We start from the raw sequence: 20,732 nt of genomic DNA, 5'->3' as shown, positions 1-20,732 counted from the left end.
CCGAGGCCCGCCGGGCTGACGCTTTGGGGCCAAGAGTGGTGGTAATGAGCACGCATTACCACCACTCTTGGCCCCAATAGGTGTAGCGAGCGTGCGGCGGCTCCCGTGCCCGCGGCTACAACGCCCGCGCGGCCACGAGCGCACAGCCGTACGCGCCCGCCCAATCGCCCAGCTGCGCGGGCACGATCTCGGGCACACGGTGAAACGTGGCACGCTGCCTGGCCGCACGCGCTGCCTCTGTGACGAGCGTGTGTGGTGGCTGCGCAAGCCCGCCACCGATCACAATGCGCCCCGGATCAACGAGCGCACACAGCGTGAGCAGCGCCTCGCCGAGGGTGTCGGCCGCGCGGTCAACTACCCCGGCCGCAGCCGCATCGCCCGCCGTGTGGGCCGCGAACAGGCCGCGTGTACCGCCCGCTCCGCCGGCCCGTTCCCAGGCCGCCGTTACGGCAGGGGCGCCCAGCACCGTTTCAAGGCAGCCCGTGTTACCGCACGAGCAGAGCGCACCTGTGGGGTCAACGACGACGTGGCCAAGTTCGCCCGCAAAGCCGTGTGCGCCGCCCGCGACCTCACCCGACACCACATGGGCGCCCGCGATGCCGGTGCCCAGGGCGAGCACAAACACGCTCGTCTGGCCGCTACCAGCACCCCACTCGGCCTCGGCGAGCGCCGCCGCCGCGCCGTCATTAACGACCCGTACCGGCACCCCGGTCGCCGCCGCGAGCTGCAGACCCAGGTCGACGCCCGAAAGCTCGGGAATGTTGACACACTGCTCGACCGCACCGCGCTCGGCGTCAACCGTGCCCGGAATCGACACCGCAATCGCTGCCACCGTAAAATCTCGCTGCACTTGTGCGACGATCTCGAGAAGCCCCGCGACGGGACCGGCATGCGGGGTGGGGGCCCGAAACTGCAGCACCGCGTCGGGTTTACCAACGATTACCGCACCAACCGGTGTCGCAAGCACCTTGACGCTCGAACCGCCCACGTCGAGGCCGAGCACGACGGTGCCGCGCTCAGACTCGTGAACCCGGTTCGGCTCCGCCAGCTGCCCGGCGCCGTGCACCGCGTCGCCTTTCACCGCGCCACCCTGCACCGCGGTCACGCCGCTCGGCCCGTGAGCGCCGCGATCACTGCACGCGCGGTGTCCTCGCAGGTGACTTCGTACCCGCCGACCCCGTCGGCGTCGCTCGACCCCATGCTCACGATGGGGCGCTCGACGACGTCGCGCTTCGCTGAGAAGTGCACGGCATCAACGCCGGTAGCCCACAGCTCGGCCACGTTCTGCGCGTTCACACCGCTGCCTGCCATGACCGCGATGCGGCCCGAAGCCGCCGCCACCATGCGCGCGAGCGTCGCGGCGCCTTCGATCGCGCGGGGCGCTCCCCCAGACGTCAGCACGCGCGCCACGCCCAGATCGGCGCGGGCCACAAGCGACGCCACGGTCGCGACCGGATCGGGGGTTACGTCCACTACGCGGTGCAGCGAGAGCTGCGCGTCGCCCGCGGCCTCGCGCATGCGCGCAAGGGCCTCGAGGTCGAGTTCGCCCGAGGCGAGCTGGTTACCCACGACCACGCCGTCGACGCCCGAGCGCACGGCCGCGCGAATGTCTGCGACGATCACGTCGAGCTCGTCGTCCGAGTACACAAAGCCGCCCGAGCGCGGGCGAATCAGGGCGTGGACTTCGACCCGGTGCGTAGGCGTAGCGCTCGCACGCGACGCCGCAACGGCTGCCTCGACGAGGCCGGCGCTCGGTGTGATGCCGCCGAGCGCAAGCCCCTGGCACAGCTCGACGCGCGTCGCACCGAGCCTTGCCGCGAGTCGCACCGCGGCCGGGTCTTGGGCGATGATCTCGTACTCAAACGAACGGGTCATGGGAGCCTCACTTGCTCGCGGCGAGCAACGCGGCACGCGACATACGGCGCTCGCGCTGCGCGGCCGGATCCGGAACAGGAACCGCAGCCAGCAGACGCCGGCTGTAGGCGTGCTGCGGATGCAGCAGCACCTCAGCCGACGAGCCCACCTCGACGAGCTCGCCCTGCAGCATCACAGCGACGCGGTCAGAGAAGCTCTCGACGACAGCGAGGTCGTGGCTGATGAACAGGCACGCGAAGTTGAACTGCTCCTGCAGCCCCTTGAGCACGTCGAGCACCGCGGCCTGCACCGACACGTCGAGGGCGCTCGTGGGTTCGTCGGCGATGATCAGCTCGGGCTCGAGCGCGATCGCACGCGCCAGGCCGATGCGCTGGCGCTGGCCGCCCGACAGCTCGTGCGGGTACCGCGACGCGTAGTTCGCGGGCAGCTCGACAGCCTCGAGCAGCTCGCCCACCTTTTGGGCGCGAGCGGCGGCAGACATCGGGTGCAGCTTCTTGTGCACGATCAGCGGCTCGGCAATCGCCTCACCGATCGACATGCGCGGGTCGAGGCTTGATCCGGGGTCTTGGAAGATCGCGCCGACGCGGCTGCGCAGCGTGCGCTCCTCGCGCCGCGAGCGCTTGGCCGACAGGTCCGTGCCGAGCAGCGACATCGAGCCGCCCGACAGCGGCAGCAGGCCGAGCGCCGCGCGCCCCAGTGTCGACTTGCCCGAGCCCGACTCGCCCACGAGACCCACGATCTCGCCGGGCGCGATCGACAGGCTCACGTCGGTGAGCGCCTGGAAGCTCTTGCCGCCCCGCTTGTAGGTGACGCACGCGCTCGTGAATTCGAGCGCGGGGGTCACAGCGGGTTCTGATGTGTTCAGTGCCGGATCGGTGCCTGCGGCGGCGGCCGCCTCGGGCAGTGCCTCGGGCAGCGCTTCGGGAAGCCTGGGCACGACGCTCAGAAGCTTCTTGGTGTAGTCGTGCTCTGGGCGCATGAGCACCTGCGAGACGTCACCCACCTCAACCATGTCACCACGGAACATCACGGCCACGCGGTCAGCGATGTCGGCGACGACGCCCATGTTGTGGGTCACGAGCAAGAACGCGGTGCCGGTGTCACGAGCGAGCGAGCGAATCAGGTCGAGGATCTCGGCCTGCACGGTCACGTCAAGCGCGGTCGTGGGTTCGTCGGCAATGATCAGCTGCGGGCCGCAGGCGAGCGCAATCGCGATGACCACGCGCTGACGCTGGCCACCCGAAAGCTCGTGCGGGTAGCTCTTGGCGCGAATCGCGGGCTCGGGAATGCCCACCTTGCCCAGCAGCTCGACAGCCTCGTCCCACGCGACCTCGGCGCTCACCTCGCGGTGATTACGAATCGCCTCGGTGATCTGGGCGCCGATGCGCATGCTCGGGTTGAGCGCCGTCATCGGCTCCTGAAACACCATCGAGATCTGCGCGCCGCGCACGCCGTTCATCTCGGACTCGGTGCACGCGAGCAGGTCACGGCCGCCAAACTCGACGCTGCCGGTGATCTGTGCGGTCTTGGGCAGCAGCTGCAGCACCGCCATCGCGGTCACCGACTTGCCCGATCCTGATTCGCCCACGAGCGCGAGCACCTCGCCCGCGCGCACCGACAGGTCGATGCCCTTCACGGCGTGTACGAGGCCGTCTTCGGTCGTAAAGTCGACCTTCAGGTTTTCGATGTTCAGCAGTGCGCCGCTCATGCGTTGCGTCCCTTCACGTCGAAGAAGTCACGGAGGCCGTCGCCGATGCTGTTGAATGCGCACACGGTGAGCACGATGCAGACGCCGGCGGGGAAGATGAGCCACCAGGCTCCCGAGTAGGTGTAGCTCATGCCGCCGGTGAGCATCGCGCCCCAGTCGGTGGCGGGCTTCTGCAGCCCCATACCGAGGAACGAGATGTAGGCGACGAGCAAGATCGCGTCGGCGACCTGGAACGTGGCGTTCACGACGATCGTGCCCACGGCGTTGGGCACGATGTGCTTGCGCACGGCGCGCGCGTGGCTGCCGCCCATGGCGCGCAGCGCCAGCACGTACTCGCGTGACTTGAGCGAGATCGATTCGGCGCGCACGAGGCGGGCGGGCACGAGCCACGAGACGAGGCCGATCACGAGGATCATCAGCGGCACGCTCGGGCGCATCACGGCCGACAGGATCAGCAGCAAAAAGGTCGCGGGGATCGCGATGCCGGCATCAACGATGCGCATCATCACCGAGTCGACCCAGCCGCCCGCGTAACCTGCGACGGCGCCCCAGATCGTGCCGATCAGGGTAGCGAGCACGCCCGCGGCGAGGCCGATGAGAATCGAGACCTGGCCGCCGACCATGAGCCGGCCGAGCACGTCGTAGCCGACGTCATCGGTGCCGAGCAGGTGGCCCTGCTCGCCGGGCTTCAGCATCGCGCTCGTGAGGTCGGTGTGCACCTGATCCGTCTGGTAGAACAGCGGACCCAAGAAGCAGAAGATCAGAAACAGCGCGATCGTGGCGAGGCCAAAGACCGCGAGCTTGTTGCGCATGAAGCGGCGCATGCCGCGTTTGCGCGGCGAAATCGCTGCGGCCTGTGCCGCGGGCGTCGAAGCAGTGGTGGTCATGCTGAGAGCTCTCCTCGCGTGCGGGGATCAAGCAGTGCCTGAATGATGTCGGCGAGCAGCGAACCGATGACCGTGGCGAGCGCGATGATGAGCACGCAGCCCAGCAGCACGGGGTAATCAGAGGTCTGCGCGGACTGCCAGAACAGCAAGCCCATGCCGGGGTAGTTGAAGAGCGACTCGATCACGATCATGCCGCCGAACATGACGGGCAGGTAGTAACCCAGCATCGCGATGACGGGAGTGAGCGAGTTGCGCACGACGTGCTTGGTGACGACGACCGACACGGGCGTGCCTTTGGCGCGCGCGGTACGCACGTAGTCCTCAGAGAGGTTATCGATCGTGGCCGAGCGCATGTAGCGCGAGAACGTGGCGATGATCGCGAGCGACGCGGTGAACACGGGCAGCACGAGCGCCTCGGGCTGCGAGAGCACCGACATGACAGTGTCGCCCTGCGGCGCCTGGGCCGGGAACCAGCCGAGCCACTGCGAGAACACAATCACCAGAATGAGGCCCAGGAAGAACGAGGGCGTCGAGTAGATGATGAAGTTGATCGTCGTGAGCGTGTAGTCGGCCTTCTTGCCGCGGCGCACAGCCTGGAAGATGCCCATGGGAATCGCGACGATGAGGGCGACGATCATCGAGATGAGCGCGAGGATCATGGTCTTGGGCAGACGCATCGCGATCGCTTCGCTCACCGGGCGGTTCAGTTTGAACGAGTCGCCCAGGTCACCCTGCAACAGCTGGGTGAGAAAGTTTAAGTATTGCTGCCACAGGGGCAGATCGAATCCGTTCGCTTTATTGAACGCTTCGATCTGCTCCTGTGTGGCCTGCATACCGAGCACACCGGCGGCCGGGCCATTGGGCATGGCGAGGTGGAGCAACGCGAACACAATCAGCGTCACGAGCAAGATCACCAACAGACCCTGCCCTAAACGTTTCAGAAGGTACCTTCCAAAACCCGAACGACTCTTCGTTCGTTTGCTTGCGCTTGGCGCCGCTTCCACCACACTCATGTGTTACTCCGGTTTGCTTACTTCCAGGACCAGCGCTGCGGCAAGAATGACGCGCCCGGATCCTGGTGATCGATATCGAGGCCGTCACGCACCACCGACACCTGGTACACAGGGTTCGGCATCCACATCACGGGCAGGTCCTTTGCGAGGTACGCCGAGTACTTCTTGGCGATCTCGGGGTCGGTTGAGTAGGCCATCTCTTGGATGATCTCTTCAGCCTCGGGGTTGTCGTACTGGCCAGCGTTCCACTTCGTGTCTTTCGCCCACACGCGCACACCGGTGGCGTACGGCTCGAAGTACCAGCTACCGGCCGAACCGAAGAAGGTCAGCTCCCAGTTACAGGTTGAGCCTTCCTTGCACTCCTGCGCGTCAGCGAGCACGCTGTCGAGCGGCTTCGAGTCGATAATCATCTTGACGCCAGCCTTCGCGAGCGACGACTGAATCTCGGCCATCATGTTGTCGGTCTCTTTCGAGCCGTTCTGCGTGGTGACAACGATCTCGGCCTTCTCGCCCTTTGCGATGCCCTCGCCGCACTGCTTCTCGCCGCTGCCGGCGTCCTCGCACACGAGCACGCCGTCCTTGCCGGCCTTCCAACCGTGGCTGGTGAACAGCTCGGTCGTCTTCTTCAGGTCGAAGGGGTACGGGTTGTTGTTCTGCTCGTCAGAGAGCAGGTCGCTCGCACCCTCGGTCTGCGGGATCGGGCCGTAGCCGGGCGTTGCCGCGCCGTGCCAGATGACGTCTGAGATCGTCTCTTGGTCAACCGCGTGCTGCAGTGCCTGGCGCACGTACAGCTGCTTGTAGAACGCGCCCTTCTCGGGGTTCGCGAAGTTGTACGGCATGTAGGTGACCGACCAGCCAGTCCACGGCACGACCTTGTAGCCCAGGTCAGTGAACTGCTTCTCGTTGGTCAGCTGAGCGGCCGTGATGTAACCGTAGTCAATGTCGCCCGCGCGCACCACGTTCGTCTCGGCGTCGGCCGAGGTGAAGGGCAAGAACTCGACGTTTTTGATGGAGGGCTTGTCGACACCGGTGTAGGTTTCGCTCGCCTCGAGCTCAACGACGCCAGCGTCAGACCAGCTCTTCACGTTGTACGGGCCCGCGGTCACCTTCCACAGCGGGTTGGTGGCGTAGGTCTTCATGTCCTTCGCCTCTGAGAAGAGGTAGTCGAGCACCTGCTGAGCGCCGGCCTCGTCGCGGTCGTGGTCGCCCACTTCGCCATCGGCGCTGGTCTTGTCCCACGCGTGCTGCGGCATCGGCACCATCATGGTGAGCTGGTTGCCGAGCAAGAACTCTTCGTTGTACACCTTGTCCATGGTGAGCGAGAAGGTCTTATCGTCGATCGTCGTGAACTCAACAACGTTCTCGGGCATCATGCCTGCGGTGTAGCCGCCGGTCTTCTCACCGTTGAAGCGCACCAGGTTGTACCAGAATTCCACGTCGCGCGTGGTCATCGGGGTGCCGTCGCTCCAGTCGAGGTCGTTGAGTGTGACAGTGACGGTTTTGCCGTCTTCTGAGAACTCGTAAGACTTCGCGGCCGAAGCCTTCTCATCCCAGCCCATGGTGCCGTCGGCGCCGTTGTATTCAAACAGGCGCGGCCACATGGTCGCCTTGATGGCGCTGTTGTGGGTGGCCATCGTGTCGGGTGACGCGATGGGCAAGATCCAGTTCGGGCCGGTGCCGACCTGAAGCGCAAAGCTCACCGAGTCTTTAGTAGCGGCGGCGTCATCGCCCGCCCCCGTTGAACAACCTGTCATAGCGAGCGCGGCGACCGCGAAAGCACCGATCGGTGCCAGCAGTCGACGACGCAGTGTCTGAGTACGCATCGAACCTCCTTGTCAGGGCCCCGCCGAAGGTGAAGTTACTTCACCAGCGAGGCGTACTTTTTATCTTTACTGGAGTAAGTCGAGGGACAAAATCCATTTGGTTACATTTTGATAACGAGATGCCCGCCCGAAGGTGGGCACACGCCCTACTTCAACAGCGTCGCGGTGAAATCGGGGCTCTCGTCGAAGTTGTCGAACGGAAACATCGGGCGCTCGATGCGGTGGTGCCCGAGGCGCTCGAGGTCCTGGTCAACACCGCCGGGAGTCAGCGCCAGGGTCCAACCGCGCTGCGCGTCATACAGCGTGGGCTCGAGGTAACCAATCTTGGTGACCACGATCTGAGCGGTCGAGGGGTCAAGGCCAATGCGCGTGAAATCGTCGATCGCGTGGTAGGCCTTGCGAAACTCGGTGACGATCGCATAGATGCCACCGACGCGAATCACGGCGATGCCGCCCGCGTCGATGTCGCCCTCGTGCAGACTGTGCAGCACACCGTCAATCTGGGCAGGCCCGTGCGGGCCGTGGTCGACGCCCGCCCCCACTGCGAGCGAAACGCGGTCACCCACGGTGTGCGTGCGCAGGGTCGCCAGGGCCGCAGCGTCGAACACCGAGGCGACGAGCGTGGTCGGCGCGCCCTCAGCGGTGAGCTCGGGCTTCTTCAAGAGCTCGGCGAGGGTCCAGGTCACGTCGCCCGTGCCGCCAGCGCCCGGGTTATCGCCCGAGTCGCTAATGAAGTAGGGGGTGTCGGTAGCGGCAAGGCCGGCCGCGACACCCTCGTCGAGGGTGCCGGGAGGGCCAACGAACTCGAACTCGTCACGCACCGCCCAAAACTCTTCGGCGAGCTCCTTCGCAGCGGCGGCAGCAACGTTAGCATCGTGCCCCATCACGACGACCGTGGCGTGGCAACGGGGCTCGTCGGCCCAGGCGTAGCCGATCCAGATCGAGGCATCGGTGACGCCGTCACGCTCAAGCAGCTCGGGGATCCGGCCGTAGAGGCTCTTTGCGGGCTCGACGCGCGTGCTCGTCTTCTCGCCGGGCAGCAGGATCGGCACACGCACCCAGGCCTTGTGCGGCAGTTCGCCAGTCTCAAGCGCGGTGACGAGGTGACGCAGCGCGCGATCCTTCGTCTCCCATACATCTTCGTGCGGCGCAAGGCGGTAGCAGGTGATGAGGTTGACCTCATTGATCAGCACCGGCGAGACGTTGCCGTGCAGGTCCATGGGCGATGACACGATGACATCGGCGCCGATGACCTCGCGAATCGCTGCGATCAGGTCGCCCTCGGCGTCATCGAGCCCCACAACGCTCATCGCGCCGTGGATATCGAAGTAGAGACCGTCGAGCTTCTGCCCATCTGCCACAAGCTCAGCGAGGCCTGCACAAATGCGCTGCTTGATGGACTCGTACACCTCGGGCAGCACTGCGCCGCCGGGAATCGAGCGGGCGTAGTACACCGGCAGCCACTCAGCCCGGTCGCGCAGCTCGCCGTCGCGAATCGCGGGATAGCGCAGCACCAGCTCATCACCCGTGAGGCGCTGGAAGTCACGCTCACCGGCGCGGTGCGGCGAGAACGTGCTGGATTCGATTGCCATGCCCGCAATCGCGATGCGGGGGCGTGCCTGTGTTGCAGTCATTCCTTCAGAATACGACAGCTTTCGAAGGAACTCGCGCACTTTGCCAAAATACGCGAGTTACTTGCTCCGAAAATAATCTAAAGTCGCTATTCTTCGATCCGGATCACGCCGCTGCGCGGCGGCGTCACCCTACAGCGCAACCCGATGCCCGTGCACCGCCGCATCGATGCTCTGCTCGGTGAGCAGCCGCTCGGTGAGCTCCCACGCCGCACCGCGGGCACTGCCCACCTGGCCCGCGCGTGCAACTGAAATCTCGAGTCGATCGGTCGACATCGGCAGGCACAGCGTAAAGATCGACTGGCGCACGCCCGCCACAAACGCGTCGGCGAGGGCGAGGCTGCCGCCGAGCACGAGCGCGTGCGGGTTGAAGAAGTTGATGATCGTCGACAGCACGGTGCCGAGGCGTGCCCCCGCCTCGCGAAGCGCCCCCATCGCGATGGGATGGGCATCGCCAGCCAGGCCCATCACTTCGTCGAGACTCGACACCATGACGCCCTGGGCACGCAGCGTCGCCACGATCGCTGAGCCACTCGCCACCACGTCGAGGCACCCCGACCTGCCGCAGCTGCACAGCACGCTCTCGCCAGCGCTGATCGCAACATGGCTAATGTCGCCCGCGACACCACCAAAACCGCGGTATACCTCGCCGTCAATGACAATACCTGCGCCAATTCCAGTGCCCGCTTTGACGCTGATGAGCTGCTCAGTCACCCCGTCACGCGCGAGATACTCGCCAAGCGCCATCGCGTTCGCGTCGTTCTCGACGAGCACGGGCAACTCGGTGTGCTGTTGCATGAGCGCGCGTACGTTCACACCGTTCCATCCCGGCATGCGAATCGGCGAGATGAGTCGCTCACCGCTCGCATCGACCGGGCCCGGCACGCTGAGCGTGATCCCCTCGAGTGTGCGCGTGTGCTCGGCCGCTAGCTCGTACGCGAGCACTACAGCGCGGGCCACCACTTCGGCGGGGCTCTCCCCCGGTACAAGGGCCGCGCGTGTCTCAGCGACCACGGCGCCGCTGCGGCTCACGAGCGCGAGAATCAATGCGTCCTCGCCCAGGTCAACCCCCACCACCGCGTGGTTGTTTTCGCTCACTTCAACAAGCCGCGGCCTGCGCCCGCCACTCGAGGCGCCACGCCCCGACTCGGCGAGGTAACCCAGCGTCATGAGCTCCTCAACGCGCTGCGCCACCGTCGACGCTGAGAGCCCCGTGACACGCGCGAGGTCGGCTCGCGACCCGGCCCGGCCCCCGCGCACGAGCGCAAACAGCGCGCCGGGGCTCGTCGCATACACCGACGCCATGCTAGCCTCCCACGACGGTGACGACGCCCGTCATTTCGGGGTGCACCGAGCAGTCATACCCGTACTCGCCCTTTTGCTCGAACACGTGGGTGTAGCTGCCCTCGCGCATCAGTTCAGACACGAAGCTGCCGTCGTCGGCTACGACGTCGTGCTCGGCCGAGCCCGCAAATTCCCAGCGCACGGCCTGCCCGGCCTGCACCTGGACCTTGGCCGGCTCAAACTTGTTGTCGATCGCGCGTACGGTGACCGCGGGCCTGGCGCTCTCGTTCGAGGGCACGAGCTCGGGTTTACCGGGGCGCGCGCAGCCGGCAAGCAGCGCCGCGGCCGCAACGCCGAGTACCCCCACGGCACCGCTCAGCACGCGACGACGCGTGAGGTGGGTGGGCACTACAGATTTCGTCAGCTGCATCATCAGCCTGGTTCTCCTCGTGTGTCGGACCGCGACTAGGCCTTGTGTAGTGCGCGCGCCGCGTCGGTGATCGCGCCAGACATCGACGGGTACACCGCAAAGGCCGAAGCCACCTGGTCAACGGTGAGGCGATGCTCGACCGCGAGGGCCAGCGGAAAGATCAGCTCGCTGGCGCGGTGCGATACGACCACGCCGCCGATCACGGTGCCAGACGCCTCCCACGCAAACAGCTTCACGAAGCCGTCGGTGAAACCGATCATTTTGGCGCGCGGGTTGACGCTCAAAGGAATCGTGTGCGACACGGCCTTCGCAACGTCACTGGCGTCTGCGAGCGAGTGTTCGTTCCAGCCGACCGTCGCGATCTCTGGGTATGTGAACACGTTTGCCGCGACGTTGCGCAGGTCAATGGGTCGCACGAAGTCACCCAGCGCGTGCATGATCGCGGTGCGTCCCTGCATCGACGCGACCGATGCGAGCGGAAAGAAGTTGGTGCAGTCACCAGCGGCGTAGATCGACGGCACGGCCGTGCGCGCCACCTTGTTCACCTCGATGTGACCGCTGTCGGTGAGCGTGATGCCCGCTTCCTCGAGCCCCAGATCTTGCGTGTTGGGAATAGATCCGACCGCCATGAGGCAGTGCGAGCCCTCCACCGTGCGGCCATCTGCAAGCTCAACGATGATGCCGTCTGTAGTGCGGGTCACAGTCTCTGCACGCGACTTTGACATCACGTTCATACCGAGGCGGGTGAACTCGCGTTCAATCACCTTCGCGGCGTCGGGATCCTCGCCGGGCAGCACCTGCTCACGACTCGACACGAGGGTGACCTCGGCGCCGAGCGTGCGGTAAGCGTTGGCAAACTCTGCCCCCGTAACACCCGAGCCGACCACGACCAGGTGCTCAGGGATCGCCTGCAGATCGTACAGCTGCTTCCACGTCAGAATGCGTTCGCCATCGGGCTTCGCGCTGTCAAGCTCGCGCGGGCTGGCGCCCACCGCCACGACAATGGTGTCTGCTTCGATGCGGTCGAAGTCGGTGCCACCAGCGCTCGTCGACACGAGCACAGCGTTCGGGCCGTCGAGTCGCCCTTCGCCCTGCACCACGCGCACACCCGCCTCTTCAAGCGAGTTGAGCATGTCGGTCGACTGCGCCCCCGCCATTGCGAGCAGACGCTTGTTCACGGCGGCAAGGTTCACTGCAATCTCCGGGCGCACCGGCTTGCCGTCACCGCCGGGCACGAACGTCTGCACGCCGAGCTTGCCCGAGTCCCGCACCGCCTGCACACCACCCGCGGTGGCGATGAGACTCTTCGAGGGCACCACGTCAGTGAGCACGGCGGCGCCGCCGACTCCTGCGCGTTCGATCAGGGTGACTTCTGCCCCCTGCTGGGCCCCAGCGAGTGCGGCGTCGTAGCCGCCGGGGCCGCCCCCCAGAACCGCGATCCGGTGCTTGCGTTCAAAGGATTTAGCCATGCGGCCAGTCTAGTCGGCGCGCAGCCTGGGGCAGGCATCGCGGCTGCAGCCGGGCCAGCGCTTCTCGAGCCGACACTCGAAGCGCCGCAGAAACGGAGCGATCGCGGTCTCGGCGTACGCAGCGGTGAACACTTGCACCGCACGCGAACCTGCCGCTTCGACCCATAGCCACTCGGCAAACCAGGCGTCGACGGCCGCGGTGAGTGCTAAGCCTGGGCGTTCACCCGGCCGCAGCCAGGTGATGCCGATGCCCTTCGGAGCGACAAGCATTTCGCGCCCCGCAGCTGTCGCGGTCGCGTTCGCGTTCGCCTCGATGAACACTTGTCCGTAGGCGCTCGCGTCGAGCGCGCCCAGCCACTCGCGCAGTTCGGTCAGGTCAGCGTCCGTCGCGGCCCCAACCACGGGCGCGAGCTCGGCGGGGTCGTCGATCGGGTCGCCCAACGGATACCCGGCAGAACCATGCGTCGCAGAATCAAACATCATCAACGCCCATCTTAGGCCATCCTTACTTACATCGGAAGAACTCTCGGTGAGCGGTCAGCCAAACGGGCAGCGCAGACGATGCCAAGCATCGTACGACCCGGTGAGCGGGACTCCTGTACGCGCCCGGGCATATGGAATGCGCCTATGATCGACGCCAGGGGTACCGAGCACGGTCGAGCGCGAAGCGGTCGACCCTGTCGAACCCCGCGCGCACCAAGCGCGACAACGACGTTGGAAGGACTGCCGCACAGATGACGATGACTGACGCGCCACACTCGCGCCTCCCGCATTCCGCCAGCACGGGCGACGCGCTGCCACAGACCAAGCCAACTCAGGTGATTACTGCGCCGTTACACGCGGCAGTTGACGCCGCCGCAGCGACACCCGCCGCTACGCTCGAGCGAGATCCGGGCATGCCCGCGAGCACCTGGCGGCTGCGCAGTGACGCGTGGGAGTACCTGCGGTTCGCAGTAAAGCGGCTCGCACTCGCGGGCGAGGGCGAAGACGCGCTCGCCCAAGACGGTGAGGTGCAGCGGTCGCTGCGCGCCCTCGAAACGATCGAAATGTACTGGGCCGGGTTTGGCCAGCGCTATGTCGCGGCGATCGGCGAACTACTAGAAGCCGGCGATTACAAGACCGCTCTCGACCGCATCGGTCGGGTCGTTAATCGGCTGCGCGCCGAGGTCGATGACGAGCCGCGCGAAGAGTTCTTAGACGCCGACGAGCGGGCCGAACGCGTAGGCGACGCCGACAAACGCCCGAGATTCGAAGTGCTCGTCGTCGATGAGACCACCGAGGCCGAGCGCGACACGATGCGCGCCGAAGGAGGCCGGTTGCGGTCACCGGCCGACGCGTTCATCTACGACTACGTCATCGTCCCGTCGGCCGACGACGCGGTCGCCGCGATCCTCACGAACCCCAATATTCTCGCGGTCGTCGTGCGCCCCGGGTTCACCGAACGCACTCGCCAGCGGCTGAGCCGCGACCTCTCTGAATCAATCGAGCTCGCGCGCGCAGAGATCGCCCCGGGCCTGGCACCCGAACGTGCGTCGCTCGCGAGCGTGCAGCGCGTGCTCGGCCTCGCCGACACGCTCATCGCGCTGCGCCCCGAACTCGACCTGTACCTCATGGCGGGCGCCCACATCGAGGAGCTCGCGGGCGCCACCACGCGCCGCTTCCGGCGCGTGTTTCGACGCGAAGATCAGCTCGAGCTGCATCTCACACTGCTGCGCCGCGTATCGCACCTCTACGACACACCGTTCTTCACCGCGATTCAGGATCACGCGCGCAGGCCCGTGGGCGTGTTCCACGCGCTACCGGTTGCGCGCGGCGGCTCGGTGATCTCTTCGAAGTGGATACGCGACCTCGGTGACTTCTACGGGCTCAACCTGCTGCTCGCCGAGACAAGTGCCACGTCTGGTGGGCTCGACTCACTGCTCGCGCCCGTGCACACGCTCAAGAAGGCACAAGACCTGGCGGCGCGGGCCTACGGCGCGAAGCACACGTTCTTTGTCACAAACGGCACCTCGACCGCGAACAAGATCGTGCACCAGGCCCTCGTCTCCCCCAACGAAGTGGTGATGGTCGATCGCAACTGTCACAAGTCGCACCACCACGCGGTGATGCTCACGGGCGCGCGCCCCGCCTACCTCGAGGCGTATCCCCTCAACGAGTTCGCGTTCTACGGTGCCGTTCCCATCGACCGCATCAAACAGATGCTGCTCGACTACCGTGCCGCCGGCCGGCTCGACGAGGTGCGCATGCTCACGCTCACCAACAGCACGTTCGACGGCATCGTCTACGACCCCGAGCGGGTGATGGCCGAGTGCCTCGCCATCAAACCCGACCTGGTGTTCTTATGGGACGAGGCGTGGTTTGCGTTTGGCGCGTTTCACCCCGTCACCAGGCGCCGCACGGCGATGGCATCTGCGAAGCGTCTCGAGCAGCAGCTCGCCACCTCGGCGCACGAGGCGGCCTATCGCGCACAGCAGGCGCGCCTGTTTGACGAGAACGGAAACCCTGCGCCCGATGCCAACTGGTTAAGTGAGCGGCTCATCCCCTCACCCGACTCGCGGATTCGTGTCTATGCTACCCAGTCCACCCACAAGACACTTACCGCCTTGCGCCAGGGCTCGATGATTCACGTGTACGACCAGGACTGGGGCCGCGAAGCCGAAGAGCCGTTCCATGAGGCGTACATGACGCACACCTCAACATCACCGAACTACCAGATTCTTGCATCGCTCGACATTGGCCGCCGGCAGGTTGAGCTCGAGGGATACGATCTCGTGCAGCAGCAGCTCGACCTCGCGACGAGCCTGTCGCAGGCGATCAGCCGCCACCCGCTCTTGCGTCGCACGTTTAGGGTATTGACCGCCCACGATCTGATCCCTGAAGCCCACCGTCAGGTGGGCCGTCCCATGCCGCTGCGCGACGGACTATCGACCATGTGGGAAGCCTGGTGCACCGACGAGTTCGTCATCGACCCCAGCCGCATCACCATCGAGATCAGCCGCACGGGCGTCGACGGCGACACGTTCAAGCACGAGCACCTCATGGATCGCTACGGCATTCAGGTCAACAAGACGAGCCGCAACACCGCCCTCTTTATGACCAACATCGGCACCTCTCGCAGTGCAATCGCGTACCTCATTGAGGTGCTCGTGAAGCTCGCCGAGAAGTTCGAGGACGAGCGCGAGCAGCGTGACCCCGATCTCACGCGCGCGATCACCGCCGCGATCGATCTGCCCATGCCACCACTGCCCGATTTCAGCTCGTTCTCTGACCACTACTCGACCGACGGCCAGCTGCCCGATGGTGACATGCGGGCCGCGTTCTATCGCGGCCAGCGGCGCAAGAATATTGAGCATGTGCTGCCGGATCAGTTGCGCGCCCGCGTTGCCGCTGGCGAAAAGCCGGTCTCCGCGGGCTTTGTGACGCCTTACCCACCCGGGTTCCCGGTGCTCGTGCCCGGTCAAGTAATCACGGCCGAGATTCTCGCGTTCATGCGGGTGCTCGATACCCGCGAGATTCACGGGTACGACCCGGTGCGCGGTTACCGCGTGCTGCTCGAGGAGTAGGAGTAGCGCGACGGGGGCGAGCCGGCGTGGCAGGGGTGTGGCGACCGGTCTCGCCACGTCAACCCGCGCGCAGCCCACCACGTCATCCTGCGCGACGAAGGAGACGCAGGATCCACCCCACCTAGATTCTGCGAGTCGGAGATTCAACGGCTACGTACCTTCGTACTACCGCGCTCCCAAAAGCCAGCAGATCGTCTGCTGCAGTAACCTTGGCGCCGCTAGTAGGCTGAACCCGGTGCGCCGGGCGCAAGACGCGCACTACAATCAACGAGGTTTGAGGAGACAGCATTGGGCGCACACATCGAATCAGTCGACGTCGTGGTGATCGGAGCTGGGTTTGCGGGGCTTACCGCGGCGCGCGAGCTCGGGCAGGCGGGACTCAAGGTGCTCACGCTCGAGGCGCGCGACCGCATCGGTGGCCGCACCTGGACCGATTACCGTCTCGGCCACGACCTCGAGATGGGGGCCAACTGGATCCACTGGGTGCAACCTCACGTGTGGGCCGAGGCGACCCGCTACAACCGTGAGATCACGCGCAGCCCCGCCGCCGATGAGGCGTACTGGCACGGCCCCGACGGCACCCCGCGCAAGGGTACCCTCGCTGAGTTCATGGCGCTCATCGAAGACGGTCAGCAGCGCATCATTGACGACGTGCGCACCGCGATTCCGCGCGGCGTGGAGCCGACGGTCGGCACGATCCGGCAGCTCGATCACCTGAGCATTCAAGATCGCTTCGATGAGATCGGCCTTGACCCTGAGGCGCGGGCGGCAAACGAGTCGGTGTGGGTGGGGCACGTGAACGCGCCGCTCGCCGAGACCGGACTGTCGAGCGCGCTGCGCTGGGTCGCGGCGACCGGCGGCCACTGGCAGCTGATGCACGAGGCGTCGGCAACGTACCGCGTCGTAGACGGGATGCGTGGCTTCACCGACGCGATCGCACGCGATGTGCCCGGCGAGATCCGGCTCGGTACGCGGGTGATTTCGGTGACGCAGGAGTCCTCCGAGCTGGGCAGCGAGGCCGTCGTGGTGACTGCAGACGGCGGCCTGATCCGGGCCAAGAAAGTAGTGAGCACGCTGCCCGTCAACGCGATCTCGGGCATTGAGTGGAGCCCCGCGCTGCCCGCGGCCTGGCAGCGGCAAAGCAGCGAGACCGTCGCGTCCCAGGGCACGAAGGTGTGGCTGCGCGCCGAGGGCCACGTGCCGAGATTCTTTGCGTACGCCAGCCAGAGCGACCCGCTCTCGGTGCTCAAGGCCGAGTTCTACTGCAGCGACGAGGCGGGCGACTACACGATTCTGGTCGGCTTCGGCCCCGACCACACGCGCATTGACCAGGACGATCTGGCCGGCGTGCAGGCCGCGGTTGACCGGTTCAGGCCGGGCCTCACGATCACAGAGGTGACCGCGCACGACTGGATGACGGACCCGCTCGCGCGAAACACCTGGATGACTCACCGACCGGGCCAGCTCACCCGCGATCTCGAAGAACTGCGCGAAGCGGCGGGCCACGTGCACTTCGCCACGACCGACAACGCGAACCTGTGGGGCGGGTTCATTGACGGCGCGATCGAGAGCGGCCTGCGCGAGGCCCGCCGCGTCATCGACGCGCTGCAGTAACTCTTCACGACGCCACGCAGATGCCCCAGTTTGTTTGCTTTAGAACACTCCAAAACAAACAAACTGGGGCATCTAAATTCCGATACGGCGGCACACTCGATTTGTTCAAACTCGATTCGTGCGTGCGCTGAGCCTAAAGAGTCGTACCTTGCGGTCATCAGAGATTCGCGTGGAGATGCTCTACGAAGGTGCGAATAGGCTTGTACGCCGGCGCGCTCCACGGGCTGACGGGAATAAACATGACGGTGTCGCGCGTGCGCAGATAGTCGTCGATGTCGAATCGCACTGTGCGCTGGGGGTCATGCTCCGCCCCCTCGATCGCCAAAAGGCAGACACCGTGAGTCACACGAACAAAGTTCTTGACCACGATCGTGATTGTCGATGTTGATTCTTGTGTGACCAGTATCTTGCCACCCAAGGAAGCACCCAATTCAGATGCATCGGCGACGATCTGCATGATCTGCTCGTGGGACTTCGTCGTTCCCCTCACAAAGCTCAGCGCATTCATTTTTTCATCAATGCCAGCCATGTCATTCCCCTTCAGCCTTGCGCTGTTCGATGCGCTGTTCAACATTGCTGCGTTTGGCCGCCTGCACCATCTTCTGCCCAACAAACGCGCCCACCGAGCCCACTACAAGCAAGCCCAAGACGAAAGGAAGTTCGCTGGGGTAGTACCCAATAATCACGGCCCATGCGAGGCCCCAAAGTAGCAGCGCTACCCCACACCACATGATCAGGTACCCGGGTATCAGGGATTTTGTGTTCATGATTTCCTTCTCCAATGTGTTGAATGTGTTGTAAGAATTCGTCTCGTGGCCTCCTGAGTCACAAGACGTCTAAAACGAGGAGCCGTTGACAATCTGCGACGGTCAGTGTTTCCCTCACGGCAACCGCGCTGTAGCTGTTGACCACGGACTGGAGCGATGCGTCAGTGTGCATGTCGCGTATACGCCTGACTCCTCCCAGGCTTGCGGCAATGCCAGCGAGACGACGCAACAGATCCGCAACCTTAATCGATACATAAGATCGGCCATGATCACGATCGATTCGTCGCATGCGAGCCGGAGTCAGCCCGTCCACGGGCCAGCTCACAAGCAAGGTTCCACCCGGCCGAGTCGCCCTGGTTGCTCGCTCGAGTACGCGCTTCGGCTCGGTATGCAGATGCAGCACGTTGGTCACCACCGTGACGTCTGCGGCGTCGTCCTGCAGCGAGATGGTTTCGATGTCGCCCATGGTGGCTTCGTCGACCCTGCCAAACACAACCGCCCGTCTCAGCATCGCCGCTGAAGAATCGACGCCGACGATTCGTGTTCCTGGTACTCGCATGCCTGCAGATACTGCGCCTGTGCCGCAACCGAGGTCGAGGACGACGGCAGCACCGCGCGCCCTCAACGCGACTGCACGCCGCATGCTATCGAGCACCGGTCCGCCACATGCGTGATCATACATTTGCGCATACAGCGCCCAGAACACGTGTGCCCTGGTTACCAGATAACCCATTTTTCGCCTGGCAATACTAGATAGGCACCGTACCCCAGAACGAGCAACTCGAGGTACCAAATATTAGGTGTGATGACGAACAAGATGATCGCGACAATGACGAGTACAACACCGTACACACGCACGAGCACGTTGCCAGTTGCCTCAGCGACACGCTCCACACTGTCTACCGCAGCACCGGCTTTGCCACCGCGATCTGAGATCTCACTCCAGATCCAACCGATGCCGAAAATTCCCGCGATGACGATAATTCCCCACATCCATTCGGGCATGATCCGTCACCTCAGCCGTCAATGTTTCGGATCGGATCAGAGTCTGAGCCCACGGTGCTGCAGTACAGTTTCGCGGACTGCTGGAAAAGAATTACCTTGCCATTGGCCGGGTCTGAATCGCCCTTCTCGTTCTGGAAGTTTCGGATCACCTGCTTTTGATCGTCTGATCCCATTGCAAGATACTCACTGCAAGTTGTGTCGCCGCCGCCGACAGCGGAACCGCTGCAGCCTGCGAGCGTCAGTCCCAGCGCCGCTGCAAACAGGATCCCCATTGCCCGTGCACCAGTTGAAACAGCCATGTCAAAGTCCTTTCCCCTAGTGGGAGCCTCTGTACGTTGACCACCCACAAATTAGATTCAGTTCGAGCCGTTGTAGTTCTTCACGGCTCATCCTCAGCTAAGCAAGCAGAAGCATCCCATGGGTGTGCTTCGTGATCGAAGTAGTGGTTTCAGGAAATTCCGAACAAGAATCCCCCACCCGGGCGCGCTACGCATCGCGTTACGCCCGGGTAGGGGAGCTCACTCGTCTCAAATGATTTGGGGGCACTTCACGCAAATAAGGCGTTGTTACTGTGTAACGCTCGCAAGCCCATTTCGGTCGGCCGTAAAACAGACTCCGCCTGTCTCAACATCGGTGTTGGGAAACTTCTGAATGTCGTCAATTACACCGCTCGCAACGTCATAGCGCTGCATCTCGGTGGCACACGCTTCTTGGTTGACCGCGAGATAGAACGTCGCTGTGCCATCACCGTAGCCTGGGTACCCGTGCTCCTTACTCCACACTTCGGTTGCTCGCACCGCGTCCACTCCCACTACCCTGCTGTCTTGTGCCACATTGGTGTTCAGCACGCCATCGAGTAGCACGGCAACAACTCCGTGATCTGAACGACCAGCGATAGAGGCGGTGTGCTCCCCTCCACGAAGAATCCTGGTGCGAGACAGTTCCTGCGGGTCCGCTGTCGCGCTAATCCCCAGCACATAGGTCACGAACTCGTCCTCGGTGTATCCGCGATAGTGCATGGTGTGCGTCGCCTGCACCACCCCAACGAATAAAGGCTCATCGCCGTCATAGGTGTAGGAGTACTGTTCAGCCGTGATCTTGTAGTTGTCGCGATCAGGTAGTGCTACGAGGTCCGGCCCGGTGCCGAGTAATTGGTTCGCGTCAAGCCTGGCAATCGTGCCATCAGGCAGTTTCACATCACCAGAGCCAGTCATGCCAAAATCGGTGCTCACACGCTCAGGCAGTTCAAAAGGCCCTACTGCTGCCCATTCCGTGGTCGTGCTGGCGTTCGATTCCACCCCACCGGGTTGGTTGTCTGCACATCCTGATATGGAGATCGATTTGTCAAGTGGGCAGGGGAAAACGCCGCCAGACTGGCTGCCTAGCGGCGTTTCATCGTTCATCGATTCCCGGGGCGGGTGCGGCGTGTCTTGTGACGCGTAGTCAGTCTGATATGCGCGGGTTGGTTACCGCAGGACCCTGTTCCGGTGAGAGCAATCGAGCTGGTCTGCGATCGAGCGTGGCCGTTGTGAAACGGTTACTCACAGGATGTTCGCTGGTTTGCTCCTTACGCTGCATGCGTTCCACCCGCGGGGCGATGAACGAGCTTTCAAAGGTCACTCCATAACGGCCAATGACCAACACCATCCCGCGAGTTCGCGGG

The 20,732-nt window shown here is 64.4% G+C and carries 20 protein-coding genes; 2 read left to right on the top strand and 18 right to left on the bottom strand.

Annotated features, from left to right (window positions below; translation table 11 throughout):
* Positions 1–115: 115 nt before the first annotated feature.
* The 11 genes from ACXR2T_RS10360 to ACXR2T_RS10310 form a co-directional block, all read right to left on the bottom strand.
* A complete protein-coding gene (locus tag ACXR2T_RS10360; protein WP_458838967.1) occupies positions 116–1,105 on the bottom strand; it encodes an ROK family protein in 990 nt (329 codons plus the stop codon).
* The gene (locus tag ACXR2T_RS10355; protein WP_458838966.1) at positions 1,102–1,875 is read right to left on the bottom strand and encodes a copper homeostasis protein CutC; all 774 of its coding nucleotides are present in this window, start codon (positions 1,873–1,875) and stop codon (positions 1,102–1,104) included. The genes ACXR2T_RS10360 and ACXR2T_RS10355 overlap by 4 nt, the downstream gene beginning before the upstream one ends.
* A gap of 7 nt (positions 1,876–1,882) precedes the next feature.
* Positions 1,883–3,583, bottom strand: a complete 1,701-nt coding sequence (locus ACXR2T_RS10350) for an ABC transporter ATP-binding protein (protein ID WP_458838965.1) — start codon at positions 3,581–3,583, stop codon at positions 1,883–1,885.
* On the bottom strand, positions 3,580–4,470 hold the full coding sequence (locus tag ACXR2T_RS10345) for an ABC transporter permease (RefSeq protein WP_458814479.1): 891 nt from the start codon (positions 4,468–4,470) through the stop codon (positions 3,580–3,582). Before ACXR2T_RS10345 ends, ACXR2T_RS10350 begins: the two co-directional genes overlap by 4 nt.
* On the bottom strand, positions 4,467–5,483 hold the full coding sequence (locus ACXR2T_RS10340) for an ABC transporter permease (protein ID WP_458814481.1): 1,017 nt from the start codon (positions 5,481–5,483) through the stop codon (positions 4,467–4,469). Before ACXR2T_RS10340 ends, ACXR2T_RS10345 begins: the two co-directional genes overlap by 4 nt.
* Positions 5,484–5,500: 17 nt before the next feature.
* Positions 5,501–7,306: a peptide ABC transporter substrate-binding protein gene (locus ACXR2T_RS10335; protein ID WP_458838964.1), complete on the bottom strand. Its 1,806-nt coding sequence runs from the start codon at positions 7,304–7,306 to the stop codon at positions 5,501–5,503.
* Positions 7,307–7,452: 146 nt separating this feature from the next.
* The gene (locus tag ACXR2T_RS10330) at positions 7,453–8,940 is read right to left on the bottom strand and encodes a M81 family metallopeptidase (RefSeq protein ID WP_458838963.1); all 1,488 of its coding nucleotides are present in this window, start codon (positions 8,938–8,940) and stop codon (positions 7,453–7,455) included.
* Positions 8,941–9,069: 129 nt separating this feature from the next.
* Entirely contained in the window at positions 9,070–10,242 is a 1,173-nt protein-coding gene (locus ACXR2T_RS10325; RefSeq protein WP_458838962.1) for an ROK family transcriptional regulator, read from the bottom strand.
* Between the two features lies 1 nt (position 10,243).
* The gene (locus ACXR2T_RS10320; protein WP_458838961.1) at positions 10,244–10,654 is read right to left on the bottom strand and encodes a cupredoxin domain-containing protein; all 411 of its coding nucleotides are present in this window, start codon (positions 10,652–10,654) and stop codon (positions 10,244–10,246) included.
* 32 nt (positions 10,655–10,686) lie between these two features.
* Positions 10,687–12,120 (bottom strand): NAD(P)H-quinone dehydrogenase, encoded by a 1,434-nt coding sequence (locus ACXR2T_RS10315; RefSeq protein ID WP_458814491.1) that lies wholly within the window; start codon positions 12,118–12,120, stop codon positions 10,687–10,689.
* Between the two features lie 9 nt (positions 12,121–12,129).
* Positions 12,130–12,603, bottom strand: coding sequence for a hypothetical protein (locus ACXR2T_RS10310; protein WP_458838960.1), 474 nt, complete (start codon positions 12,601–12,603; stop codon positions 12,130–12,132).
* A gap of 413 nt (positions 12,604–13,016) precedes the next feature.
* Here ACXR2T_RS10310 and ACXR2T_RS10305 point away from each other — a divergent pair, with 413 nt between their 5' ends.
* On the top strand, positions 13,017–15,683 hold the full coding sequence (locus ACXR2T_RS10305; protein ID WP_458838999.1) for an aminotransferase class I/II-fold pyridoxal phosphate-dependent enzyme: 2,667 nt from the start codon (positions 13,017–13,019) through the stop codon (positions 15,681–15,683).
* Between the two features lie 288 nt (positions 15,684–15,971).
* The gene (locus ACXR2T_RS10300) at positions 15,972–17,297 is read left to right on the top strand and encodes a flavin monoamine oxidase family protein (protein ID WP_458838959.1); all 1,326 of its coding nucleotides are present in this window, start codon (positions 15,972–15,974) and stop codon (positions 17,295–17,297) included.
* 157 nt (positions 17,298–17,454) lie between these two features.
* Here ACXR2T_RS10300 and ACXR2T_RS10295 read toward each other — a convergent pair whose 3' ends face one another.
* From ACXR2T_RS10295 to ACXR2T_RS10265, 7 genes are all read right to left on the bottom strand, one after another.
* On the bottom strand, positions 17,455–17,826 hold the full coding sequence (locus ACXR2T_RS10295) for a hypothetical protein (RefSeq protein ID WP_458838958.1): 372 nt from the start codon (positions 17,824–17,826) through the stop codon (positions 17,455–17,457).
* Position 17,827: 1 nt separating this feature from the next.
* Positions 17,828–18,064, bottom strand: a complete 237-nt coding sequence (locus tag ACXR2T_RS10290) for a hypothetical protein (protein WP_458814499.1) — start codon at positions 18,062–18,064, stop codon at positions 17,828–17,830.
* A 58-nt stretch (positions 18,065–18,122) separates the two neighbouring features.
* A complete protein-coding gene (locus ACXR2T_RS10285; protein WP_458838957.1) occupies positions 18,123–18,707 on the bottom strand; it encodes a class I SAM-dependent methyltransferase in 585 nt (194 codons plus the stop codon).
* A gap of 74 nt (positions 18,708–18,781) precedes the next feature.
* Positions 18,782–19,069, bottom strand: a complete 288-nt coding sequence (locus ACXR2T_RS10280; RefSeq protein WP_458814503.1) for a hypothetical protein — start codon at positions 19,067–19,069, stop codon at positions 18,782–18,784.
* Between the two features lie 11 nt (positions 19,070–19,080).
* Positions 19,081–19,368, bottom strand: a complete 288-nt coding sequence (locus ACXR2T_RS10275; protein ID WP_458814505.1) for a hypothetical protein — start codon at positions 19,366–19,368, stop codon at positions 19,081–19,083.
* Positions 19,369–19,635: 267 nt separating this feature from the next.
* Complete coding sequence (locus ACXR2T_RS10270) at positions 19,636–20,301, bottom strand: hypothetical protein (protein ID WP_489945523.1); 666 nt, start codon at positions 20,299–20,301, stop codon at positions 19,636–19,638.
* A 211-nt stretch (positions 20,302–20,512) separates the two neighbouring features.
* A partial coding sequence (locus ACXR2T_RS10265; RefSeq protein WP_489945522.1) for a hypothetical protein occupies positions 20,513–20,732 on the bottom strand: 220 nt, incomplete at its 5' end.

The organism is Leucobacter faecis, from assembly GCF_054456635.2.
The sequence above is the reverse complement of the archived record's forward strand: the minus strand, read 5'-3'. Positions and strand labels throughout refer to the sequence as shown.

What these genes read in the sequence shown, in the direction of transcription:
- ACXR2T_RS10355 (WP_458838966.1), bottom strand. Translation starts at nt 1,875, where the DNA reads ATGACCCGTTCGTTTGAGTACGAGATCATCGCCCAAGACCCGGCCGCG.
- ACXR2T_RS10350 (WP_458838965.1), bottom strand. Translation starts at nt 3,583, where the DNA reads ATGAGCGGCGCACTGCTGAACATCGAAAACCTGAAGGTCGACTTTACG.
- ACXR2T_RS10345 (WP_458814479.1), bottom strand. Translation starts at nt 4,470, where the DNA reads ATGACCACCACTGCTTCGACGCCCGCGGCACAGGCCGCAGCGATTTCG.
- ACXR2T_RS10340 (WP_458814481.1), bottom strand. Translation starts at nt 5,483, where the DNA reads ATGAGTGTGGTGGAAGCGGCGCCAAGCGCAAGCAAACGAACGAAGAGT.
- ACXR2T_RS10335 (WP_458838964.1), bottom strand. Translation starts at nt 7,306, where the DNA reads ATGCGTACTCAGACACTGCGTCGTCGACTGCTGGCACCGATCGGTGCT.
- ACXR2T_RS10330 (WP_458838963.1), bottom strand. Translation starts at nt 8,940, where the DNA reads ATGACTGCAACACAGGCACGCCCCCGCATCGCGATTGCGGGCATGGCA.
- ACXR2T_RS10325 (WP_458838962.1), bottom strand. Translation starts at nt 10,242, where the DNA reads ATGGCGTCGGTGTATGCGACGAGCCCCGGCGCGCTGTTTGCGCTCGTG.
- ACXR2T_RS10320 (WP_458838961.1), bottom strand. Translation starts at nt 10,654, where the DNA reads ATGATGCAGCTGACGAAATCTGTAGTGCCCACCCACCTCACGCGTCGT.
- ACXR2T_RS10315 (WP_458814491.1), bottom strand. Translation starts at nt 12,120, where the DNA reads ATGGCTAAATCCTTTGAACGCAAGCACCGGATCGCGGTTCTGGGGGGC.
- ACXR2T_RS10310 (WP_458838960.1), bottom strand. Translation starts at nt 12,603, where the DNA reads ATGATGTTTGATTCTGCGACGCATGGTTCTGCCGGGTATCCGTTGGGC.
- ACXR2T_RS10305 (WP_458838999.1), top strand. Translation starts at nt 13,017, where the DNA reads ATGCCCGCGAGCACCTGGCGGCTGCGCAGTGACGCGTGGGAGTACCTG.
- ACXR2T_RS10295 (WP_458838958.1), bottom strand. Translation starts at nt 17,826, where the DNA reads ATGGCTGGCATTGATGAAAAAATGAATGCGCTGAGCTTTGTGAGGGGA.
- ACXR2T_RS10290 (WP_458814499.1), bottom strand. Translation starts at nt 18,064, where the DNA reads ATGAACACAAAATCCCTGATACCCGGGTACCTGATCATGTGGTGTGGG.
- ACXR2T_RS10285 (WP_458838957.1), bottom strand. Translation starts at nt 18,707, where the DNA reads ATGCGGCGTGCAGTCGCGTTGAGGGCGCGCGGTGCTGCCGTCGTCCTC.
- ACXR2T_RS10280 (WP_458814503.1), bottom strand. Translation starts at nt 19,069, where the DNA reads ATGCCCGAATGGATGTGGGGAATTATCGTCATCGCGGGAATTTTCGGC.
- ACXR2T_RS10275 (WP_458814505.1), bottom strand. Translation starts at nt 19,368, where the DNA reads ATGGCTGTTTCAACTGGTGCACGGGCAATGGGGATCCTGTTTGCAGCG.